Here is an 18,797-nt window from a genome sequence, read left to right as displayed (position 1 = left end):
TTATTTCCTCGTTCTTGCGACGCGGTGCGCGATGTTCTGCCACAGATGCGGGATAACGCCGAAATCCCTGTGAAGGGACTGCGGGAGTGTCGGTACGCGATCGTAGAGGAGCTGCAGATATTCACACTCCTGATCTCCCATGTCGAGTATCTCGATCGTCTGTGTCCTCGCGACGTTGTTGCGGGATTCCTTGATGCCCGTGATAACGCCCTTTAAGGTGACGTTTGCTTTTTCGCTCGTGATGCTGACCTTTACTTCGGAACCTAAGCCGAGCTCGGGACCCTCATCGAGGAATACCGTGACGTTGTGTTCCGTCATCTGGGTCGTTACGCCGTCATAGGAAGCACCGTCCGCTTCGACGGATACCATCTCCGGATCGAGCACATGTACTGTCTCGCCGTCGCTGTCGCGGCCGTCTATCAGGAACAGCGCCATAATCAGGTAATAGAGGTTCCTGACTATCCAGAACAGGAGGATGACCGTGCTTATGGTCTGCGTCAGATCGAAGATGCAGGCGATCCTTACGATGCCCGCAACGGAAAGTGCGATCAGGACGAGGAACGGGATCATGGAGCGTATGTCGCGCTGGCGTCTCGTGCTCTTCTTGGACTTGTCGGTGACCTTGAATTTGGCGAGCGTGATGCCGACCGACTCCTTTAGGATCGGGATGAACAGGTGGGGCATGACGCTTGTCTCGTAGATGCCGCTCCACTTGGTCGAAATGGCGTTCTTACTGTTGAGCCTGAGGCTTAGATCCTGCAGGAAGAACATCGGAAGCCAGAATACGAGGAGCTCCAGCCAGTTGCAGTTGAAGACAGGTATCGCGAAGGTCGCATAGAGCAGCGGGCTCAAGACGTAGATGAAGTTCTTGAGCGGCGAATACCAGTATATGACCGAGCTCCAGTAGCTTATCTTCTGCGCGAGGTTCAGGTTCTTTCTCCTGAAGATCTTCAGCTTTTTGGCGGTAACGATAACGCCTCTGCCCCAGCGCGTACGCTGCTGGATGTGCTCCTTGAAGGTGTGCGGCGTCTGGCCGCTCGCAAGGGGCTCGGGGAGCGCGAGGCTGATGTATCCGGCAGATTCGATGAGGAGGCCGGTCGCGAAGTCTTCCGTGATGGAACCTGTGAAGAAGCCGCCGATGTCCTCTAATGCGCGCCTTGAAAGGATCGTGTTCGAACCGCCGTAGATAACGCTGTTTGTCGAAGTCTTTGCGGGTTCGATCGTGCGGTAGAAGAAGTCCTGCTCGTTAGGCGCGCGCTTCTCCGAATAAAGGGCGTGCTGGAAGACGTCAGGGTCGTAGAAGCACTGCGGAGTCTGCAAAAGACCCAGGTGCAGGCGCTCCTTCTCGGGCTTGTCCTTTTCGCGCAGTTCGACATCGACGAAGTAGGGGATGGTCTTCAAAAGGAAGTCGCTCTTTACGACCATGTCGGCATCGAGCGTGACGATGTAGGGCGCGCTCGTGAGGCCCATCGCATGGTTGAGGTTTCCTGCCTTTGCGCCCTTGTTGTCCGGGCGGTCGAAATATCCGACGTTCATCTTTTCGGCCAGGGCCCTCATCTGCGGGCGGCGGTTGTCGTCGCATACCCAGATGTGGACCTTCGACTTGTCGGGATACTTGAGATGCTTGCATCCGTTGATGGTCTTGTACAAAAGCTCCGTCGGCTCGTTGTATGTCGCGATGAAGATGTCGACATCGGGCCATGCGTCGTCGGGGATCACAGGGAGCGGATGGTCCTTCTTTCCGATGAGGTTGCGGTACAGGACGAGGGATTCGACGAAGCCCAGAACCTCGACTATGAGAAGGAGAATGTTCATTATGATCGGGAAAACACCTGCCTGGAGCGGGATCGAGTAGATCACACGCCAGCAGAGGTAGATTATCGTGAAGCCGATGCTGACGAAGAGGCAGAACTTGGCAAAGCCGCTGCCCTTGCCGTTCTTTGCGTCGCCTTTTACGACGTCATCGTACGTGAGTCTCTTTTTCGATCTCGCCGAACGGTAGATGAGCGCTATGAAGAGACACAGGAGCAGGAATCCCGCGGAGATGGCCGCGAAGAACCACCATGAGCCTATTGCCGCAAAACCGCGGTCGCCCAGGGAGTTGGTGACAAAGGTCCGTATGAAGTCGGTCTTGCTCTTTTCGACAATGGGAGCGGGTCTGTAGATGTCGCCCGGCCTGCCGCCGCGGATGAGCTCCCTTACCCAGAGTCCAGTTATCGTGAGGTCGCTGTCCTCGATCTGCTTTGAAGGATCGAATCCCGGCTTGAAGAATGCTGAAGTCTCGTCCTTGTCGGAGAGATTCCAGACGGAGTAGCTGATCTTGAACTTATTCAGCAGGCTGAACCACTCGACGGCCGATTTGAAATCGATATCCCCGTCGCCTGATTCCTCGCTTATTCCGCATTCGCTTATGAACACGGGAAGTCCGGCCGAGATGGCCGACATGAGCTCGGTCCTCAGACCTTCGTTATGCGTTGCGGCGTAGAAATGCAGCGAATATACGACGTTCTCGTACTTCAGCGGACGGAGCACCGGGTCGCCCAGGTTCCTTCCGAATTCGGGCGTTCCGACGATTATGACCGAATCGGGCATGTTCTCTCTGATGACCGGTATGACCTTGTCGGCGTAGACCGATACGTCGGACCAGTTCGCGGGGCCGTTCGGCTCATTGCAGATCTCGAAGATGATGTTGGGGCATTCCTTATATTCTGAGGATATTCTCTCGAAAAACTCTATCGCGGAGTCGCACTCCTCATTCGGATTGCCCTTCTCGAGCATATGCCAGTCGACTATGACGTACATGTCGTTCGCCACTGCCAGCTCGATGCCCTTCTTCATGAGGGCGTAGCTCTCCTCACGTTCCTTGCTCTCGTAAACGGAAGCGTACATCGCGAGCCTTACCAGGTTGCAGTCCCAGTCCCGCGACAACTGTTCGAAAAGATTCTCGTTAAGAAAATCGGAATACCACGTCAGTCCGTGGGTGCTTACGCCCCTGAGCTGCACGGGCGCACCGTTCTGATCCGCCAGGCACAGCCCTGCGACACGGAGTTGCCCGTTGACTGACGGTCTTGCGGTATAGACGATGTCGTCCGCATTGACTATTCCCTGTACCGGCAACAGCGCAAAACAGGTGATCAAAAGGCTCAGGATTATCTTCAGGCCTATCTTCGCATGCTTTTTCATGAGAGTCCTCCTTCGGGAAAGAGAGGTATTTTCATATTATATGCGTGTTTGACCGCGGGCGTGCAGATTCTAAAAGAATCTTTACAGATTGTTCACGGGGCCGGGGCGGGAGAGTGTGGCAGCGTGTCGGCGCGTGTGGATTGGAGTGGGGTGTGAGTGGATTGCGAGTGGCATTTGAATGATCCGCTAATGACCAGCCATGCCTGCCGGAAGGTCAAAGTATCGAAATATTGAAAAAACTTCTGTTTCCGATACCTTGATTGATCTGCCGATATCGTTATTGAATATTTTTCACTGAAAACGATATTTCGGCTGATCCGAAGATATCGTTATAGAAGATTTTTCACAAAAAACGATATCTTGATTGATCCGCTGATATCGTTATAGAAGATTTTTAACAAAAAACGATATCTTGCAAAGTCGGCTGATATCGTTTTTGAAGACTTTTTCCCGAAAACGATACCTTGCAATGGCGATTTTATCCCAAACCGTGAATTATTGCCTTCGCGGGATAATTTTCAGAGGTGATTTTATCCCAAAAGTTCAAAATGCTTCACTTGGGATAATTTTGAGCTGGGATTTTATCCCAAACTGCAAGAAAACCTCATCTTGGGATAATTTTGAGCTCAGAATTTATCCCAAAGTCCCGAAAAATGGCGCGGTGGGATAATTCAGCCCTGGTGCTCTGTCAAGATAACGGACAGTGATTTCACAAATTAAGCACCCCCGTTTTATCCCAAAGTTCAGAAAAATGGCTTAGTAGGATAATTCAGCGTGCCCTGGACTGGCTCACTGCCAGAAATCTCCATTCTCATCGACGAAAGACTGCTTCGCGAACAGGTCGTTCCTGCAGATCGCGACGGTGACTTTTCCTTCGAATTCCGGGTTGTATTCATAAGCTGCCAGGGTAGGGAGGAATATGAACGTGTCTTTCCCGGTCCTGAGCGTGCCATCAACAGGGCAGTTCGTGTCAAAAACCTGAAGAACGATGGCAGAGGCTTCCTGAAGGTTGCTCTTCACATTGCTGCTCATATAGGGTTCTATGTCGATACCGTTCTCAAGGCAGAAGGATTCGAGCTTTTCGTAGCTGTCGAAAATCTTATGCGTACCGATAAGGTCTTCTCCGCCGTAGGGTACATTCAGCATATTGGGATAGATATGTAGGCCATAGGACGGGGTAGGAGCGGGAATGAAGCCCATCAGTCTTTCCGCCTTATCCATTGCATTTGATAATGCCTCATCTTCGGTATCAAGCTTGAAATCCCCTCTCTTGAACACGGTGATCTCCTCACCGGTCTCCTGATTCCTGAAGTTCAATACATAGTTTCCCATGTCGTAGGCCGTTTGAACTTCGGAAGTCTTGGCGTCAGGGCTGATCTCAAGGCAGGCCTCGTACAGATCTGCGATCTTCTCGGGGTCTAAGTGTCCGTTGGGCTTTGCGTAGGTCTTAAGGTAAAGGAGGGCAATCTCCGGATCCAGGCCGATCCAGTCTTCGGAGGTATAAAGGTCCCCGCTTCTGGTGACGAGCGTGACAACGTGGGTAAATCCCCAAGCCATGTTGCTGTAGGAGTAGGTGAAGAGGATGTCGTCATCCTCAGTGAGTTCGGGCGGGACCGTGAAGCCGGTGCCGGCATCTGATGAGCTTCCTCCGGCGGAAGCGGCATCGTCCGTGACCGATATGTCATCCTGACCTGCGGTCTCTTCCATGTCCTCACTGCGGTCTTCAGCCGCCGTTGTTGTTACTGCTGCTGTGGGTGCTTCGTCCTTTCCGTTGTCTTTTACCGTGCCGCTGCAAGAAGTGATGCCCGCGATGACTGAAACTGCCAGGATCCCCGAAATTATCTGATTTTTCATGATATATATCCCCTTTTCGAATTGTTTGTATCCTAAATACAGGTAAAAGTAGTAAAATGTTGCACCGGGTCTGCCCGCGGCAGCCTGATAATGACCGCAAAGTGCTCATCCTCCAAGTCCTTGAAGGGGGGTGCAACATAATGTCTGTCATATCTGTATTATTGGTGTGACGGCCCGGAAAACAGGGTAAGCAAAGCGGTTTAGGGGGACAAATTGCAGGAAAGACGTTGCAAAAATACATCATTCTTACAATTTTCTTAAACAATTTGCGTTCTTGATAGTATAATAGGCAAGTCAAAATATTTTTATGGTAGCGTGTACAAGTGTGTAAACAGCACTAAACGCGGAGAAATGAGAGGTTTTTATGGCTGAACAACTCGTAATGAACATCAATGTTGATGAGCTGGCTAGAGCCAATTCGATCATCAACAACATCAGGACTTACTACAATTCCAAGATCGTAGGACAGTCGCAGCTGGGCGTATCGCTCCTGGTCTCCATGATCGCGAACGGTCACATCCTGCTCGAATCGGTTCCGGGTCTTGCGAAGACGACGGCTGCAAAGGTCATGACCGAAGCTGTCGGCGGTTCCTTCTCGAGAGTTCAGTGTACTCCTGACCTTCTGCCTTCCGACATTATCGGTACGCAGACGTTTAACATGACGAACAACACGTTCGAGACGAAGATCGGACCTGTATACGCAAACTTCCTTCTCCTCGACGAGATCAACCGTTCCAGTGCGAAGACACAGAGCGCCATGCTCGAGGCGATGCAGGAGAGATCCGTAAGTATCGGCGGCCAGACATACAAGCTCCCGCCCGTATTCATCGTTATCGCAACGCAGAACCCTATCGAGCAGGAAGGTACATATGAGCTTTCCGAGGCTCAGCAGGACAGATTCCTTTTGAAGGAAGTCATCACATACCCCAATGTCAACGAGGAAGTCGAGATCCTGAACAGGATCGAGGGCGATGTATTCACCGCTGCAAAGGCCGTCGTTACCATCGAGGACATCGAGTTCCTGCAGGATCTCTGCAAGAAGGTCTATATCTCACCTGCGATCAAGAAGTATATCGTTGACATTGTTCAGGCAACGCGTGATCCGGCGAGATACATCTCACCCAACCTCGCAAACTATATCGCAATGGGTTCTTCCACACGTGCAGCCATCGCGTTCATGGAAGTTTCCAAGGCTGTTGCCCTCATCCAGGGCAGGGCTTATGTAACACCTGATGACGTCAAGGCCATGAGACATGAGGTCATGCGTCACAGGATCATGCTCAATTTCGCGGCAATCGCCGACGGAATCAAGGAAGAGACAATCGTTGATGCTATCGTAGGTGCGATCGTTACTCCATGAATCTAGATTACGTATCAAGGATCAAGTTCGGGCTCAAGCGTTATAAGATGATAGCTACGGACAAGGCTACGAGCAGGGTGCTCGACGGTTCATACAACTCCATCTATAAGGGAAGGAGTATGAATTTCGACGAGCTCCGTGAATACGTGCCCGGCGACGATATCAAGGATATCGACTGGAAGGCCACGTCCAGGAGCCAGAAGGTGCTCATCAGGCAGTACATTGCCGAGAAGAAGCACAACATCATGCTCGTAATGGATACCAACAGGAGAATGCTTGCCGAGACGAAGGCCGGAGAGGTCAAGGGCGATGTTGCGCTCATGGCAGGCGGCACCCTGGCATACATGGTCACGGACAATGGCGACTATGTAAGCGGTCTTTATTACAATAATGAAAAGATGGAGCGTTCGCCTTTCAAGACAGGATTCCTCAATCTCGAGTTCCTTTTGGAAGGCTATGCGAAATGCCTGAAGCCGGACAACAAGTCCGATCTGAACGGCATACTCAAATACATGATGAACTACATCAACAGGAGGATGATCATCGTCATCGTGACGGATCTTGAGGGCATCTGCAGTCTCTCGGACAGCCTCCTGAACCAGATAACTATGGTCCACGATGTACTGCTCATCAGGGTAAGCGACACTGATATCTTCGGCAAGAAGGTCTACAATGTCGAGGGCACCGGATATCTTCCCCCGTTCATTTCGACGAACAAGTCGATCCAGAAGAAGCAGAAGAAGATAGTCCAGGATATGGAGAAGACTGCCGAGACCAAGCTCAACAGGCACGGCATTCCCACGATCACGGTCGATTCGGAGGTAAGAGTCGACGGCAGGATCGCGGAACTTTTGGAGAAGAACAAGGTCGTAAATTAAGGAATATGGAAACGACGATAGAATTAAGGAGATTATTTGATTTCTCTCAGCTTCCGATAATAATCACGGGGGCTGTTCTTGCCGCGCTCACGGTGACTGTTCTCATGATGTTCCTTTACAGCGTTCTTAAGGATATAAAGAGGAAGGAAAAGGAAGTTATCGAGGAGAAGCCCGTCTTTGTCAAGCCTGACATGCCCAAGCTCAAGGCTGAGTACCTTGCGCTTCTGGACGGCATAGAAGCCAGGTTCAACCAGGATACGACAAAGATCAGGCCGGCTTATGAGGACATGAGCCGCGTTGTAAGAGAATTTGTATACAAGGCGACCGGTACGGAAGTCGACAAGTTTACGCTTTTCGAGATCAGCAGGACGGATTTCGGTGATCTCGCCAAGCTCGTAGGCGAGTACTACCAGCCGGAATTCGACCAGATATCCGAAGGCGACGTAAGGGCGTCACTCGAAAAATCAAGGAGATTGGTGTCTGAATGGAACTGAAGAATCCCATGGCTCTGTATATATGTGCCGGTGTTGCGGCGGTGTTTGTCATCCTCGCATTCATCAACATCCGTTTCGGTAAGAAATACAGGGGCGGCAAGAAGGCATATCTGCCTGACTATCTTAAGAAAGAAGCAATGTACAAGACGAGGATCGTCTGGTACACGATCCTCAAGTATGTCCTTATCGTGCTCATAATCGCGGACATCCTGCTCTCGGGCTTCCTTATGGCAAGACCTTACAAGACCGAGTCCAGGCAGCTCGCGAACTATAACAGGGACATCATCCTCTGCATGGACATCAGTACGACCGTTGACCATCTGAACGCAACGCTCATTGACAAGCTCGAAGACCTGGTTCTTGAGCTCAACGGCGAGCGTTTCGGCATCGTTATCTTCAACACATCACCGGTCCTTCTGTGTCCTCTTACAAATGACTACCAGTACATCATCGAAATACTTGAAAAGGTGAAGGTCGGCCTTCAGATGAGACTCGATTTCACGAACGGAAAGCTTATCTATTCCGACAAGCTCCTTGAATCAGAGGCTTTCATCAGCAACGGCACGCTCGTCGACAATGCCGAGAGAGGTTCGTCCATCATAGGTGACGGCCTTGCTGCGGCAGCATTGGACTTCTACGACGTGGAGGACAAGCCCGACCGTTCGAGAGTAATCATCTTCTCAACCGACAACGAACTTTACGGTACGGAGATCATCACCCTCCCCGAAGCTGGACAGATGTGCCAGGACAGGGACATCATCGTATACGGCATCGGCACCGAGAAGATGGCTTCAGCCGACCGCGCCATGATGAAGGAAGTCGTTGAAGACACAGGCGGAACATTCTATTACGGCGAGGATGACGACATCGTCGAGAACATCGTCGCCGAGATAAGACAGCAGATGGCAACATTAGACGATACGCAGTATGAGATCATCGAGTACGAGACGCCGGAGGTTCCTTTCAAGTATCTCCTCCTTTCGCTCTGCTTAACGCTCCTGCTGGCGTTTATATTGAAAGTGTGATCAGATGGAAAATTTGCATTTTGAACCTATAATTCCCATCTGGTTAATGGTCATAATCTGTATAGGTCTCCTGGCGATCAAGCGCAGGGGCATCATGCCTTATGTCAGACAGGTGCTGATAGTGCTCCTTCTTTTCGCGATCAACTTAAGACCTCAGTACGTTTCGAACGAGATCACGGTCGTAAGACAGAAACTCAACTGCTACTGCATCATCGTCATCGACGATACGCTCAGCATGATGGCTGAGGACTACAACGGTGACAGTCCGCGTATGGACGGCGTTAAGGCCGATGTCGAGTACATCACCGAGCGTCTGGCAGGATCGAGGTTCTGCCTGATCGACTTCAACAACGACGTCAACCTCATCGCGCCTTTTACCGATGACACATACTACATCAGGTCCTGCATCGACAGCATCTATCCGCTTCCGGATTATCATGCCACGGGTACGAATCTCAATGTCTCGAAAGACCTTCTCGGCAAGATGATCATGGACGCGAACATGCTCGGAGACGGACACGTAGTCGTATTTTTCATCTCTGACGGCGAAAATACCGACAACCACGAACTCGAATCCTTCGTCAAGGTATCGGGCGGCATAGAGGCCGGCGCGGTAATGGGCTACGGCACCGAAGACGGCGGCAAGATGCATTACTGGGACGAACTCCACGAAGAGACAGTTCTTGTCGAGGATAAGAGAAGCTTCCCTTACGAGCCTGCCATCTCCTGCATCGATGAGGATAACTTGAAGCAGCTCGCAAAGGATCTCGGTGTCGATTACATCCATATGGACGATCAGTCCGACATCGATCCGGTCCTTGATGAGGTAATAGATCTTCTCGACACTAAGGAACAAGAGACAACGGAGTACGGATATGCCGATGTTTACTATTGGTTTGTCATCCCGCTCGCAGCACTTGTTGCTTATGAGTTCATAAGCGTGAAGAGGAGGGCCTGACGCATGGTAAAGAAGATAGCTATAGCAGTCTGGATCCTTACAGCCGCATTCCTGGGCATCCTTGTTCTCAACTATGTAAGCAACAGGAAGCTCATCGAGAATTACGGCGAGGGCGTATACCAGCAGAACGATTTCGGATTCCTGGGCTTCACGCAGCCTTATATCAACCACTTCAACAAGGGTAACATCTGCTACAAGCTCGGAGATTACGAGAAGGCCAAGCAGGAATATCAGATGGCTCTGAACCTGAGACCTTCTGATCCCTACGACTGCAAGGTCAGGGTCAATTACGCGCTTTCCCACGTTACGCCTATCGATGTCGACGAGATCGATGAAGACAACTACGAGGAGATCATTGAGATCTGCGAGACCGCAAAGAGCATCCTCTCAGAGAACGGATGCGCTACCGAGAACAACGACGGTCACTACTATGCAGCCCAGAAGCTCTATAACGAGATCAATCAGTTCATTGAGGATCTGAAGAATCAGTATGAGAATCCGCCGACGCCCACGCCGACAGATACTCCCACGCCAACTCCCAATCCTGACGATCCTACGGCAACACCTACTCCGACGTCAAAGCCGGACGCTGATGCCACAGAGACTCCGACACCTACGCCCACACCTGAAGGCGGCACGTCGACTCCGACACCCACGCCTACACCCGGCGGCGGAACGGCAACGCCCACACCTACTCCGGGCGGCGCGACACCCACACCTACGCCTACTCCCGGCGGTCCGGGCTCTCCTACGCCAACACCCGGCGGAGAAGGAACACCCACGCCCACACCCACACCGGGCGGAGAGGGAACAGGCACGCCCACACCCACACCCGGCGGAGAAGGAACGGGTACACCTACGCCTACTCCCGGCGGTGAAGGAACGGGTACACCTACGCCTACTCCCGGCGGAGAAGGAACAGGTACGCCTACACCTACACCCGGCGGCGGAGACGGCCGCGCTACACCTACGCCTACAAAGTCTCCTGAAGACAAGATCAGGGACATCCAGGACAGAGGCAACAGAGAACGTTACTCCGATGGCGGTGACGAGGGCGGAAGAGGCGGCCGCGGCAATTCGGCAACCTGGTAATTTTTTCCAGAGGATACGCCTATGTATAAGGAAAGACCTGCGATAAAGGTTTTTGACGGCATATTCATCACGGCTGCATGCCTGAGCCCTTTTCTCTATGAGATAAGCTACTGGTTCATCGCACTCACGGCCGTGCTCGCCATACTGGCCTTTGTATTCCCCGGACTGTACGCTTCGGGCGTTGCCGGCGGAAGGCTCAAGACCTGCTCTTACGGCAACATGATACTGTCCGTATTCCCGCTGACGCTCCTGGTCGTCGTACCGGTATTCATAGTAGCGCTCATCTTCAACGAAAAGATCGGCTGGACGCCCATCATCGTCTATGCCTGTGTGACCATAGGGCTTCTGAACGCATATTTTTGGACGGGAATAATACTCGTCTACCTGACTTCGAAGCAGATCGGCATCAGCAAGAGGCTCATCGGAATCTTCTGCGGCATGATCCCCGTCGCAAATCTCTTCGTTCTTTCCTGGATCGTCAAGGTGGCGACAAGGGAGATCCGCGAAGAGAGCGAGCGCTACTGGCGCGATGAGGCCAGAAAGGATCTTCAGGTCTGCAAGACCAGATATCCGATCCTCATGGTGCACGGCGTTTTCTTCAGGGATTCGGAGCACCTTAACTACTGGGGCAGAGTTCCCGAAGAGCTCATAAAGAACGGCGCGACCATCTATTACGGCGGTCAGGAATCCGCAGGCGACGTCAGGACATGCGCTCTCCAGATAAAGAAAGCGATCGTTCAGGTGCTGCAGGAGACAGGCGCTCCCAAGGTCAACATTATTGCCCACAGCAAGGGCGGTTTGGACTCGAGATACTGCATTTCGATGCTTGGCATGGCTCCTTATGTCGCATCGCTTACCACGGTCAACACGCCGCACAGGGGCTGCGAATTTGCCGAGTATCTAATGAACAAGGCGCCCGACAAGCTGAAGAATACGGTCTCCGCCGCATATAACAAGGGCGCGAAAGCTTTAGGCGACACGAATCCGGACTTCGTTAAGGCTGTCACGGACCTCACCAAGGACGGCGTCGCAAGGCTCAATGCCGAGATGGCTCCGATGCAGTCTCAGTTCGACGGCATCTACACTCAGAGCTTCGGTTCCAAGCTGAATCACGCCACGAGCGGCAGGTTCCCGCTCAACATGAGCTACTATTTCGTTAAATATTTCGACGGCTTCAACGATGGTCTTGTCGGAGAAGACTCATTCCAGTGGGGTCAGGAATACCACTTCCTCACGAACAAGGGCCTCCGCGGCATCTCTCACGCCGACATGATCGACCTTAACCGCGAGAACATCGACGGCTTCGACGTCCGCGAATTCTACGTAGGCGTCGTTCAGGGTCTTAAGGAGAGAGGACTCTGAGATAACCGCCGGACTCACGCTTCTTTTGCCGCCAGATCCGCGATCGTGTATTTCTTGAAGAAGGCTTCCATCTCTTCGCTGAATTCCTTCCACATCGGAAGCGTAACGCATGTGTTGATGCGGTCGCACTTTGGACCGTCAGGATTCATGCATGCGACGACGTAGAAGTCGTTCTCTGTGACAGAGATGATGTCCCATGCCGTGATCTCATTGGCGTCCTTAGCGAGCTTATAGCCGCCGTTCTTTCCGCGGAGTCCCTTGACCAGGCCGTTCTGCACGAGCATCTTGATTATCGATTCGAGGTATTTCTCGGAAAGCCCCTGGCGCTCTGCGATGCCGCTGAGCGTGACATAAGAATCCGTTCCGTACTTTGCTATATCGATCATTACGCGAAGCGCGTAGCGTCCCTTTGTTGATACGACCATTTATCTCTCCTCCGTGAAGAAAGTCAAAAAATACAAACCTATTATAGTAGAAGGTAAAAGGGGAAATAAAGGGCAAATCAAAAAGTTATGCAAAAGATTTGTATGTTGTTCGGGAACGCAGTAAAACAGGCACTTTAACAGTGTTACTTGAGAGGTTTTATCTCTTCGCCGTCCTTGAACTGCTTCCAGGGGAGCTTTCCGGTGTGTGCAAATTCACTCCACAGGTCGCGCATCTTCTCGCCCACGCATCTGGAGATCGGATCGTCGACATTGGCATACGGAGTAGACTTGCCGAACAGCACAGGGAGTTCGCTCGCGTGATAGCACCCGGCGCCCCTCTTCTCGATGTCGGGCGTCATGTACTGGTATTCGTAAACCCATGAGGGTCCCTTTATCTCCCTCGCGATCTCACGCGAAGGGTCGGTGTAGAACGTCTTGGTAAAGTCGTCGGACATGCGGCGGCGAGAGTTCTTTCCGGGTACGAACTTGAACTTGAACCAGTAAGCCGCCAGAGGAAGAGCCACCGTCGGAATGTTGCAGATGAAGGCATCGCCTTCCTGACTGCATGTGCCGATCAGGATCGGCTTGTTCGACTGCTTTGCAAGGTCTGCCGGGCGCCCTTTTATCACCGTGCCGTCTATGACAGGTGAGAAGGCGCAGTTTGAGTTGCCTTCACGGAACACGAGTTCTCTCAGTTCGCGGTTTGCCGCATGGATGCTCTCGATGTCCATGTCCTTGAGTTTACCCAGCTCTTCAGGCTTGATGCCGATGTATTTCAGGTACTTGTAAGTCAGGCGCTCGCTCTGCTGCTCCGTCCAGAACGACACGACGCACGGCGACTGCAGTATCGCCTTGTCAAAAAGGAGCTTTGCCTCAGGCATTCCGAGCAGCGCGATAATGCATGCCGCGCCTGCCGACTGCCCGAAAACCGTAACGTTGTCGGCGTCGCCCCTGAACCTGTTTATGTTGTTCCTTACGAATTTGAGCGCAGCCATCTGGTCGTAAAGTCCGTTGCTCTTATCGAAATTCTTGTCCAGGAAATTCAGATTGAGGAATCCCTCGAGATTCAGCCTGTAGTTGAAGGATACGACGACGGTCTTCGTCTCTCTTGCGAACTTGGCCAGGTCGTAGACCAGCTCGTCGCTGTCGTCGCTCACTCTTCCGCACCCGCCGTTGGCATACGAGCCGCCGTAGAACCATACCATTACGGGAGCGTTATTCTCTATTCCTTCGGGCACGAAAACATTAAGGTAGAGGCAGTCCTTGCTGTCCACCTCTATCGTGGATCTGCCCTTGCCCTGGACAGGGCTTACAGGGCCCCTCACGGCGTCTAAGAACCCTTCCCAGGGTTCGGGCGGTACCGGATGCTTGAACGCAAGATCACCCACAGGGGGCTTCGCGAACGGTATTCCGAGATATTCCTCGCACCCGTCTTTTACGATGCCCCTGACCAGTCCGTATTCAGTTGTGACTGTCCTCGAATAATTCATAAAAGAATTTTAACACGCTAAAAGTAAGGGGTGCAATCAGACTGTTAGCGAAAAAATAATGTTTGAGTTTCGTACAAATAGCAAGGTCTGTGTGTCAGTTCACATTCATGAGGGTCGGACCTCAGCTCACCTTTACGACAACGATCTCCGGATAGTTGTTGATCCTCACGGGCAGCACGCTGTTGCCCAGGCCTCGGCTTAAGACGAGCTTCATTCCGTCAAAGTCATGAATGCCTTCGTAAAGCTTCGGAAGTATCTCGAATTCGGGCGAGACAAGTCCTCCGACGTTCGGGATGATAATCTGTCCGCCGTGATAGTGACCGGTAAGGACGAGATCGGCGCCAAGGCTCTGATAGAGATCATGGTACTGCGGTTCGTGCGCGAGCATTATTACGGGCTTGCTGTCATCGAAAGGCGCATACGCATTGAAGGAATTGAGCGAAGCATCACCGATGCCGGCCAGTATGTATTCATCAGTCTCGATATAAGTATCGTCGAGGAAGATGACGCCCAGATCGCGCATGTCATCGAAGAAGGAATCGAGTTTAGCCCCCTTCATCCAGGCCTCGTGATTGCCCGTGACATAGTAGACGGGGCAGATCTTTACGGCGCCTTTTACGAAAGAGAGCGCGATGCTGTAAGAGGGATGCGTCTTGTCAACGATGTCGCCCGTAATGACGATCATGTCGGGGTTCTGCTTCTTGATCTTGCTCAGGAGAGCCGACTCGTTGATCCCGAAGATCTGGTTATGCAGGTCTGATATCTGGATCACGGTGATGTCGTTTTCGAGACCTAATGAAGCCTCATATTCCGTGACAGTAAGGTGGTAGTTGCCGATAAGCGAGAAGATGATTATCGCGATCTCGAGCGCCGTGAGGATCGGAACGGGGATGGCGAACTTCGGCTTTAATGTCTTGTGGTGGAAAAGCCTCATGCCGAGGAAGGCACCGATCGAGCCGCCTATCCATGCCCAGAACAGGAGTGTCTTTTCGGGTATGCGGCGGCGGTCCATCCTGGCCATGGATTTGTCATAGCCGTAGAGGATGAATGCGGTGAGATTGACTGCGATGAGGTAGTAGACGAGTAACATGTGCCGGTATTATTCTCCAGGAAGTTTGTAGGGGAAAAGAGGCTCGTAGTTGTGGAGCTTTCCGGAAGCATCCGGATTCTTCGAGCGTTTTGCCAATGCGAGTTCGTATTCCGCGACACCGTTTCTCTCGAGAAACCCGAGGATCTCCGGATGTTCCACGTTCAGCTCGTGGTAATTCGTTATTATCCTGAACATGATCGAATTGGAGTCTTTCCAGTATTTGCGAAGGATGACGGGTTTTTTCTCGTCGTCGATGTGGAATATAGACGCGTGGAAATTCGAGTTGAACGACAATTCATCGAGTCCCACCAGACTGACGTGCTTGGGTTTGTCGAAATAACACTTCATCTCACGGTAAGCCCAATAGTACGGCCTGTCTTTGTAAGGGATGAGGATGGGGTTTTTCTCCTCCGGTTCGGGTTCGTAATCCGCATACGAAACGAAGCCTTTGATCGGGGATTTTTTTGCGGCGACCTGGAGTATCAGCCTGCCGATCTGGCGGATGTAGAGAGCCTTCTCGTCCTTCTCATCCAGATCGATGTCTTCCGCAAGGGCCTTCTTGTGCGGATTATCCGTCTTTGAGAGTTCCTCGTCATCCGGAATGTCTACCACGTGGGCATTCTTTATGAGGTCTTCGAGTTCTTTGATGCGCTTCTCGTTTTCCGCTTGTTCGGCGGAGAGTTTGTCGAATTCTTCGTCGCCTTCACGGGGATTCTTTTTTGAGGCTTTTTTCAGTTCTTTCAAGAGCCTTTGCTTGATAGAGGTCGTTCTCTCGCCCCATTCGGCCATCAGAACCTCCAACTCTTCACCGGTCATCACGTATTTGTAGTTTTTCTTTTTTGCCATGTCATCCGTCCCTTTTCAAAAGCCGAAGCATTTGCCGTGATTTCTGAGTTTCCGATAAGGAGTGCCGTCATCCGTAAATAAGATTATAAAGCACTGCATTATAATTAGCACAGATGCTGCCGATTTCAAGGAAGCTTCGAAATGACTTCGAAATGACAGCCCGGCCGGCTCATCACAGTACTTCTGCCAGAAGATAGGCTATGAAGCCCTCGCATCCTTCCTTAATGTCGTCGTAGGCTCTCTGGAAATTGTCCGTATACCAGGGGTCCGAAATGTCCCTCGGGTCGGAAGTATAATCCAGCAGCAGATGGAATTTGCCGTCGGGGTCGTCCGGGATGATCCTTCTGAGGTTTCTTATGTTGTACTGCTCCATGCAGATGATGTAGTCGAATTCGTCGTAGTCGGAGGGGCGTATCTGCCTTGCGCTGTGGCGTGTGTAGGGCACGTGCATCTTGTCGAGCTGCCTCTTTGCGGGCGGATACATGTCGTTCCCGAGTTCCTCCCTTGAAGTCGCGGCTGAAGCCACGCTCACGCGGTCCGAAAGGCCCTTCTTTTCGAGCATGTCTCGCATCATGAACTCACACATTACGGACCGGCAGATGTTGCCGTGACATACGAATAGTACTTTTATCATTTTTGGTTTCTTTCTATTAAATAGTTTCTGCAGAACACATAAAATATATCATATCTGGTTCGTTATTTTGGGGAGCAGATAATGGAGAGCAGGGGCGACGAAAATGTCTGCCGGCAGTGCTTTTCTGAAATTTTCTTTGAAAGCGCAGAACTAATAAGTTTCATGTAACGCAACGTTGATGAATGCTGGGTCATCGACGATAGTTCTGCAGGATAATCCCAATAAAACGCAAAACGATAAATGCGGGTTAACATTACCATTTTTGCGTTTTTGATAAAAATGGTAACGTTAACTGGACTTTTACGCGTTCGTTCATCTTGTGTTTAGGCAAATTCACAAAGCGGCAATTATTTGGAGAAAAAACACATATATAGCAAATTTTCTCCAAATATAAGGCAAAAATTGATTTTATTTGGTTTTTGAACTATAATTTGTTTGATTGGAGTTGCTTTTGCGTTAAGGAGATATCAGAGAATGGCTATTATTGGAAGAAAAGATGATATTCGGGAGTTGGAACGCTGTGAACGATCTCAGAAATCAGAGTTGATTTGTGTATATGGAAGACGGCGTGTCGGTAAGACATTTCTTATCGAGCAAACATTTGCCAATTATTTTGCGTTTCGCGCTACAGGTGTTGAGAGTGGTAATACTCGTACCCAGTTAAAATCCTTTCATCAGAGATTGATAGAGGCTGGAGACCCGACAAAGCGGATTCCCCAAAATTGGTTTGAAGCATTCTCAAGACTTGAGAAAGTATTGGAATCTGACAACATAAGGCTTTCTATACACGGGAAAAAAATAGTTTTCTTAGATGAGTTTCCGTGGTTTGCGACTGCAAGGTCGGATTTTTTGGAAGCCTTTGGAGAGTTTTGGAACAGATGTGGAACTGTATCCAGAAACTACATGTTCATAATATGTGGAAGCGCAACATCATGGATTATTAAGAATGTTCTGGAAGATACAGGAAGTCTGTATGACAGGGTTACATGCCAGATGTTTCTTAGACCGTTTACATTAAGAGAAACAGAACTGTTCATGATTGATAAAGGCTTTGGTTGGTCAAGAAGGCAGATTGTTGAGAGCCAAATGGTGTTTGGAGGATTGCCGTACTTTTTTGACCTTCTTAATCCAAATGAGAGTTTGACCTGGAATATTGATATGCTTATTCTGAGATCGCATGCATTACTTCGTAATGAGTCTAAGAAACTATTAGAGGCAACCTTGAAGAAGTCACCAGCTTATAATGAAATAATGGAGTGCCTGTCAGCACATTATTATGGAATGCTAAAACAGGAATGCTTTGAGAGTTTGAATATTTCTCAAGGAACATTTTCAAGAGCTGTTGACGATTTAGTTAAATGCGGATATGTTCATGAGAGCGTGGATACATACACAAAAGGACATCCGTTGAGACTTCAGCTCGTAGATCCGTTTTTGCTGTTTCATTATTATTTCTTATCTAAAGGTTTTTCTGAAAACATAAAGTTTGAAGATTTTAAAAACGATACCGGAAGGTACATGAACTGGAGAGGACATGCATTTGAAATCTTATGCATGTACCATATCGATAGTATAAAAAACGCCTTGGGTATTTCCGGAGTAAAAACAAACGAGTATGCATGGGTGAGCCAAAACAAGAAATCACAGATAGATATTATTATTGAACGCGATGACGGCATTATCGACATATGCGAGAACAAATACACGGATACTCCATTTAGTATTAGTGAGTCTTATGAAAGAGATCTTCTGAAAAAGATGGATACATATCGCGAGGAAACAAATTCCCGAAAAGCATTGAAATTAGTAATGATATGTGCAGAAGGCATAGATGGTATTGCGCACACAGAACATATTTCCCGCACTTTAACTTTGGATGATTTGTTTAATTGATTGTTTTACGAGACAGATGTCCGAGAGCTTAGTTACGGAAATGCTGTATCGGGCTTGTTTTTGGTTTTCGCCAATCCGGTATATGGGAAATACCAGTCGGTATAAAGTCGGTATAAATGTGCTAACTTTACTCCGCAAATGCAATGAATTAAGTGATTTTCAGGTTTTCGGCAGTACAGTGCCGTGACAAATAAATAAATCTTTTATCATTCG

General features: G+C 50.3%; 15 protein-coding genes. 8 read left to right on the top strand and 7 right to left on the bottom strand.

All coding sequences use genetic code 11. The features are described 5' to 3' along the window. The gene (locus BO18_RS24520) at positions 1–3,183 is read right to left on the bottom strand and encodes a cellulase family glycosylhydrolase (RefSeq protein ID WP_081861238.1); all 3,183 of its coding nucleotides are present in this window, start codon (positions 3,181–3,183) and stop codon (positions 1–3) included. Between the two features lie 789 nt (positions 3,184–3,972). Next, positions 3,973–5,037: a hypothetical protein gene (locus BO18_RS24515; protein ID WP_034450301.1), complete on the bottom strand. Its 1,065-nt coding sequence runs from the start codon at positions 5,035–5,037 to the stop codon at positions 3,973–3,975. Between the two features lie 364 nt (positions 5,038–5,401). On the opposite strand from BO18_RS24515, the gene BO18_RS24510 reads away from it, so the two are divergent. The 7 genes from BO18_RS24510 to BO18_RS24480 are packed head-to-tail and all read left to right on the top strand — an operon-like array spanning position 5,402 to position 12,206. Then, positions 5,402–6,397, top strand: a complete 996-nt coding sequence (locus BO18_RS24510; RefSeq protein ID WP_051689125.1) for an AAA family ATPase — start codon at positions 5,402–5,404, stop codon at positions 6,395–6,397. Beyond that, on the top strand, positions 6,394–7,275 hold the full coding sequence (locus BO18_RS24505; protein WP_034450300.1) for a DUF58 domain-containing protein: 882 nt from the start codon (positions 6,394–6,396) through the stop codon (positions 7,273–7,275). Before BO18_RS24510 ends, BO18_RS24505 begins: the two co-directional genes overlap by 4 nt. A gap of 5 nt (positions 7,276–7,280) precedes the next feature. After that, positions 7,281–7,769, top strand: a complete 489-nt coding sequence (locus tag BO18_RS24500; protein ID WP_034450299.1) for a hypothetical protein — start codon at positions 7,281–7,283, stop codon at positions 7,767–7,769. Next, on the top strand, positions 7,760–8,794 hold the full coding sequence (locus tag BO18_RS24495) for a vWA domain-containing protein (RefSeq protein ID WP_051689124.1): 1,035 nt from the start codon (positions 7,760–7,762) through the stop codon (positions 8,792–8,794). The genes BO18_RS24500 and BO18_RS24495 overlap by 10 nt, the downstream gene beginning before the upstream one ends. Positions 8,795–8,798: 4 nt before the next feature. Beyond that, positions 8,799–9,752, top strand: coding sequence for a vWA domain-containing protein (locus BO18_RS24490; protein ID WP_034450298.1), 954 nt, complete (start codon positions 8,799–8,801; stop codon positions 9,750–9,752). A gap of 3 nt (positions 9,753–9,755) precedes the next feature. Beyond that, entirely contained in the window at positions 9,756–10,844 is a 1,089-nt protein-coding gene (locus BO18_RS24485) for a tetratricopeptide repeat protein (RefSeq protein WP_034450297.1), read from the top strand. Positions 10,845–10,865: 21 nt separating this feature from the next. After that, on the top strand, positions 10,866–12,206 hold the full coding sequence (locus tag BO18_RS24480) for an esterase/lipase family protein (protein WP_034450296.1): 1,341 nt from the start codon (positions 10,866–10,868) through the stop codon (positions 12,204–12,206). 14 nt (positions 12,207–12,220) lie between these two features. Here BO18_RS24480 and BO18_RS24475 read toward each other — a convergent pair whose 3' ends face one another. The 5 genes from BO18_RS24475 to BO18_RS24455 form a co-directional block, all read right to left on the bottom strand. Further along, positions 12,221–12,631 carry an RrF2 family transcriptional regulator gene (locus tag BO18_RS24475; RefSeq protein ID WP_034450295.1) on the bottom strand — a complete coding sequence of 137 codons (411 nt, stop codon included), beginning with the start codon at positions 12,629–12,631 and terminating at the stop codon, positions 12,221–12,223. A gap of 143 nt (positions 12,632–12,774) precedes the next feature. Further along, positions 12,775–14,121: a carboxylesterase/lipase family protein gene (locus tag BO18_RS33475; protein WP_051689123.1), complete on the bottom strand. Its 1,347-nt coding sequence runs from the start codon at positions 14,119–14,121 to the stop codon at positions 12,775–12,777. A gap of 121 nt (positions 14,122–14,242) precedes the next feature. Continuing rightward, the gene (locus tag BO18_RS24465) at positions 14,243–15,211 is read right to left on the bottom strand and encodes a DUF1294 domain-containing protein (RefSeq protein ID WP_051689122.1); all 969 of its coding nucleotides are present in this window, start codon (positions 15,209–15,211) and stop codon (positions 14,243–14,245) included. A gap of 9 nt (positions 15,212–15,220) precedes the next feature. Next, positions 15,221–16,057 (bottom strand): hypothetical protein, encoded by an 837-nt coding sequence (locus tag BO18_RS24460; RefSeq protein WP_034450294.1) that lies wholly within the window; start codon positions 16,055–16,057, stop codon positions 15,221–15,223. A 172-nt stretch (positions 16,058–16,229) separates the two neighbouring features. Further along, complete coding sequence (locus BO18_RS24455; protein ID WP_034450293.1) at positions 16,230–16,691, bottom strand: low molecular weight protein-tyrosine-phosphatase; 462 nt, start codon at positions 16,689–16,691, stop codon at positions 16,230–16,232. A 474-nt stretch (positions 16,692–17,165) separates the two neighbouring features. Between BO18_RS24455 and BO18_RS24450 the strand changes: the two genes are divergently transcribed. After that, positions 17,166–18,584 carry an AAA family ATPase gene (locus BO18_RS24450; protein WP_034450292.1) on the top strand — a complete coding sequence of 473 codons (1,419 nt, stop codon included), beginning with the start codon at positions 17,166–17,168 and terminating at the stop codon, positions 18,582–18,584. The last annotated feature ends 213 nt before the right edge of the window (positions 18,585–18,797 follow it).

The sequence above is a fragment of the Butyrivibrio sp. AE2032 genome (assembly GCF_000702965.1).
Note: the sequence above shows the minus strand (reverse complement) of the source record. Positions and strands in the feature narration are given on the sequence as shown.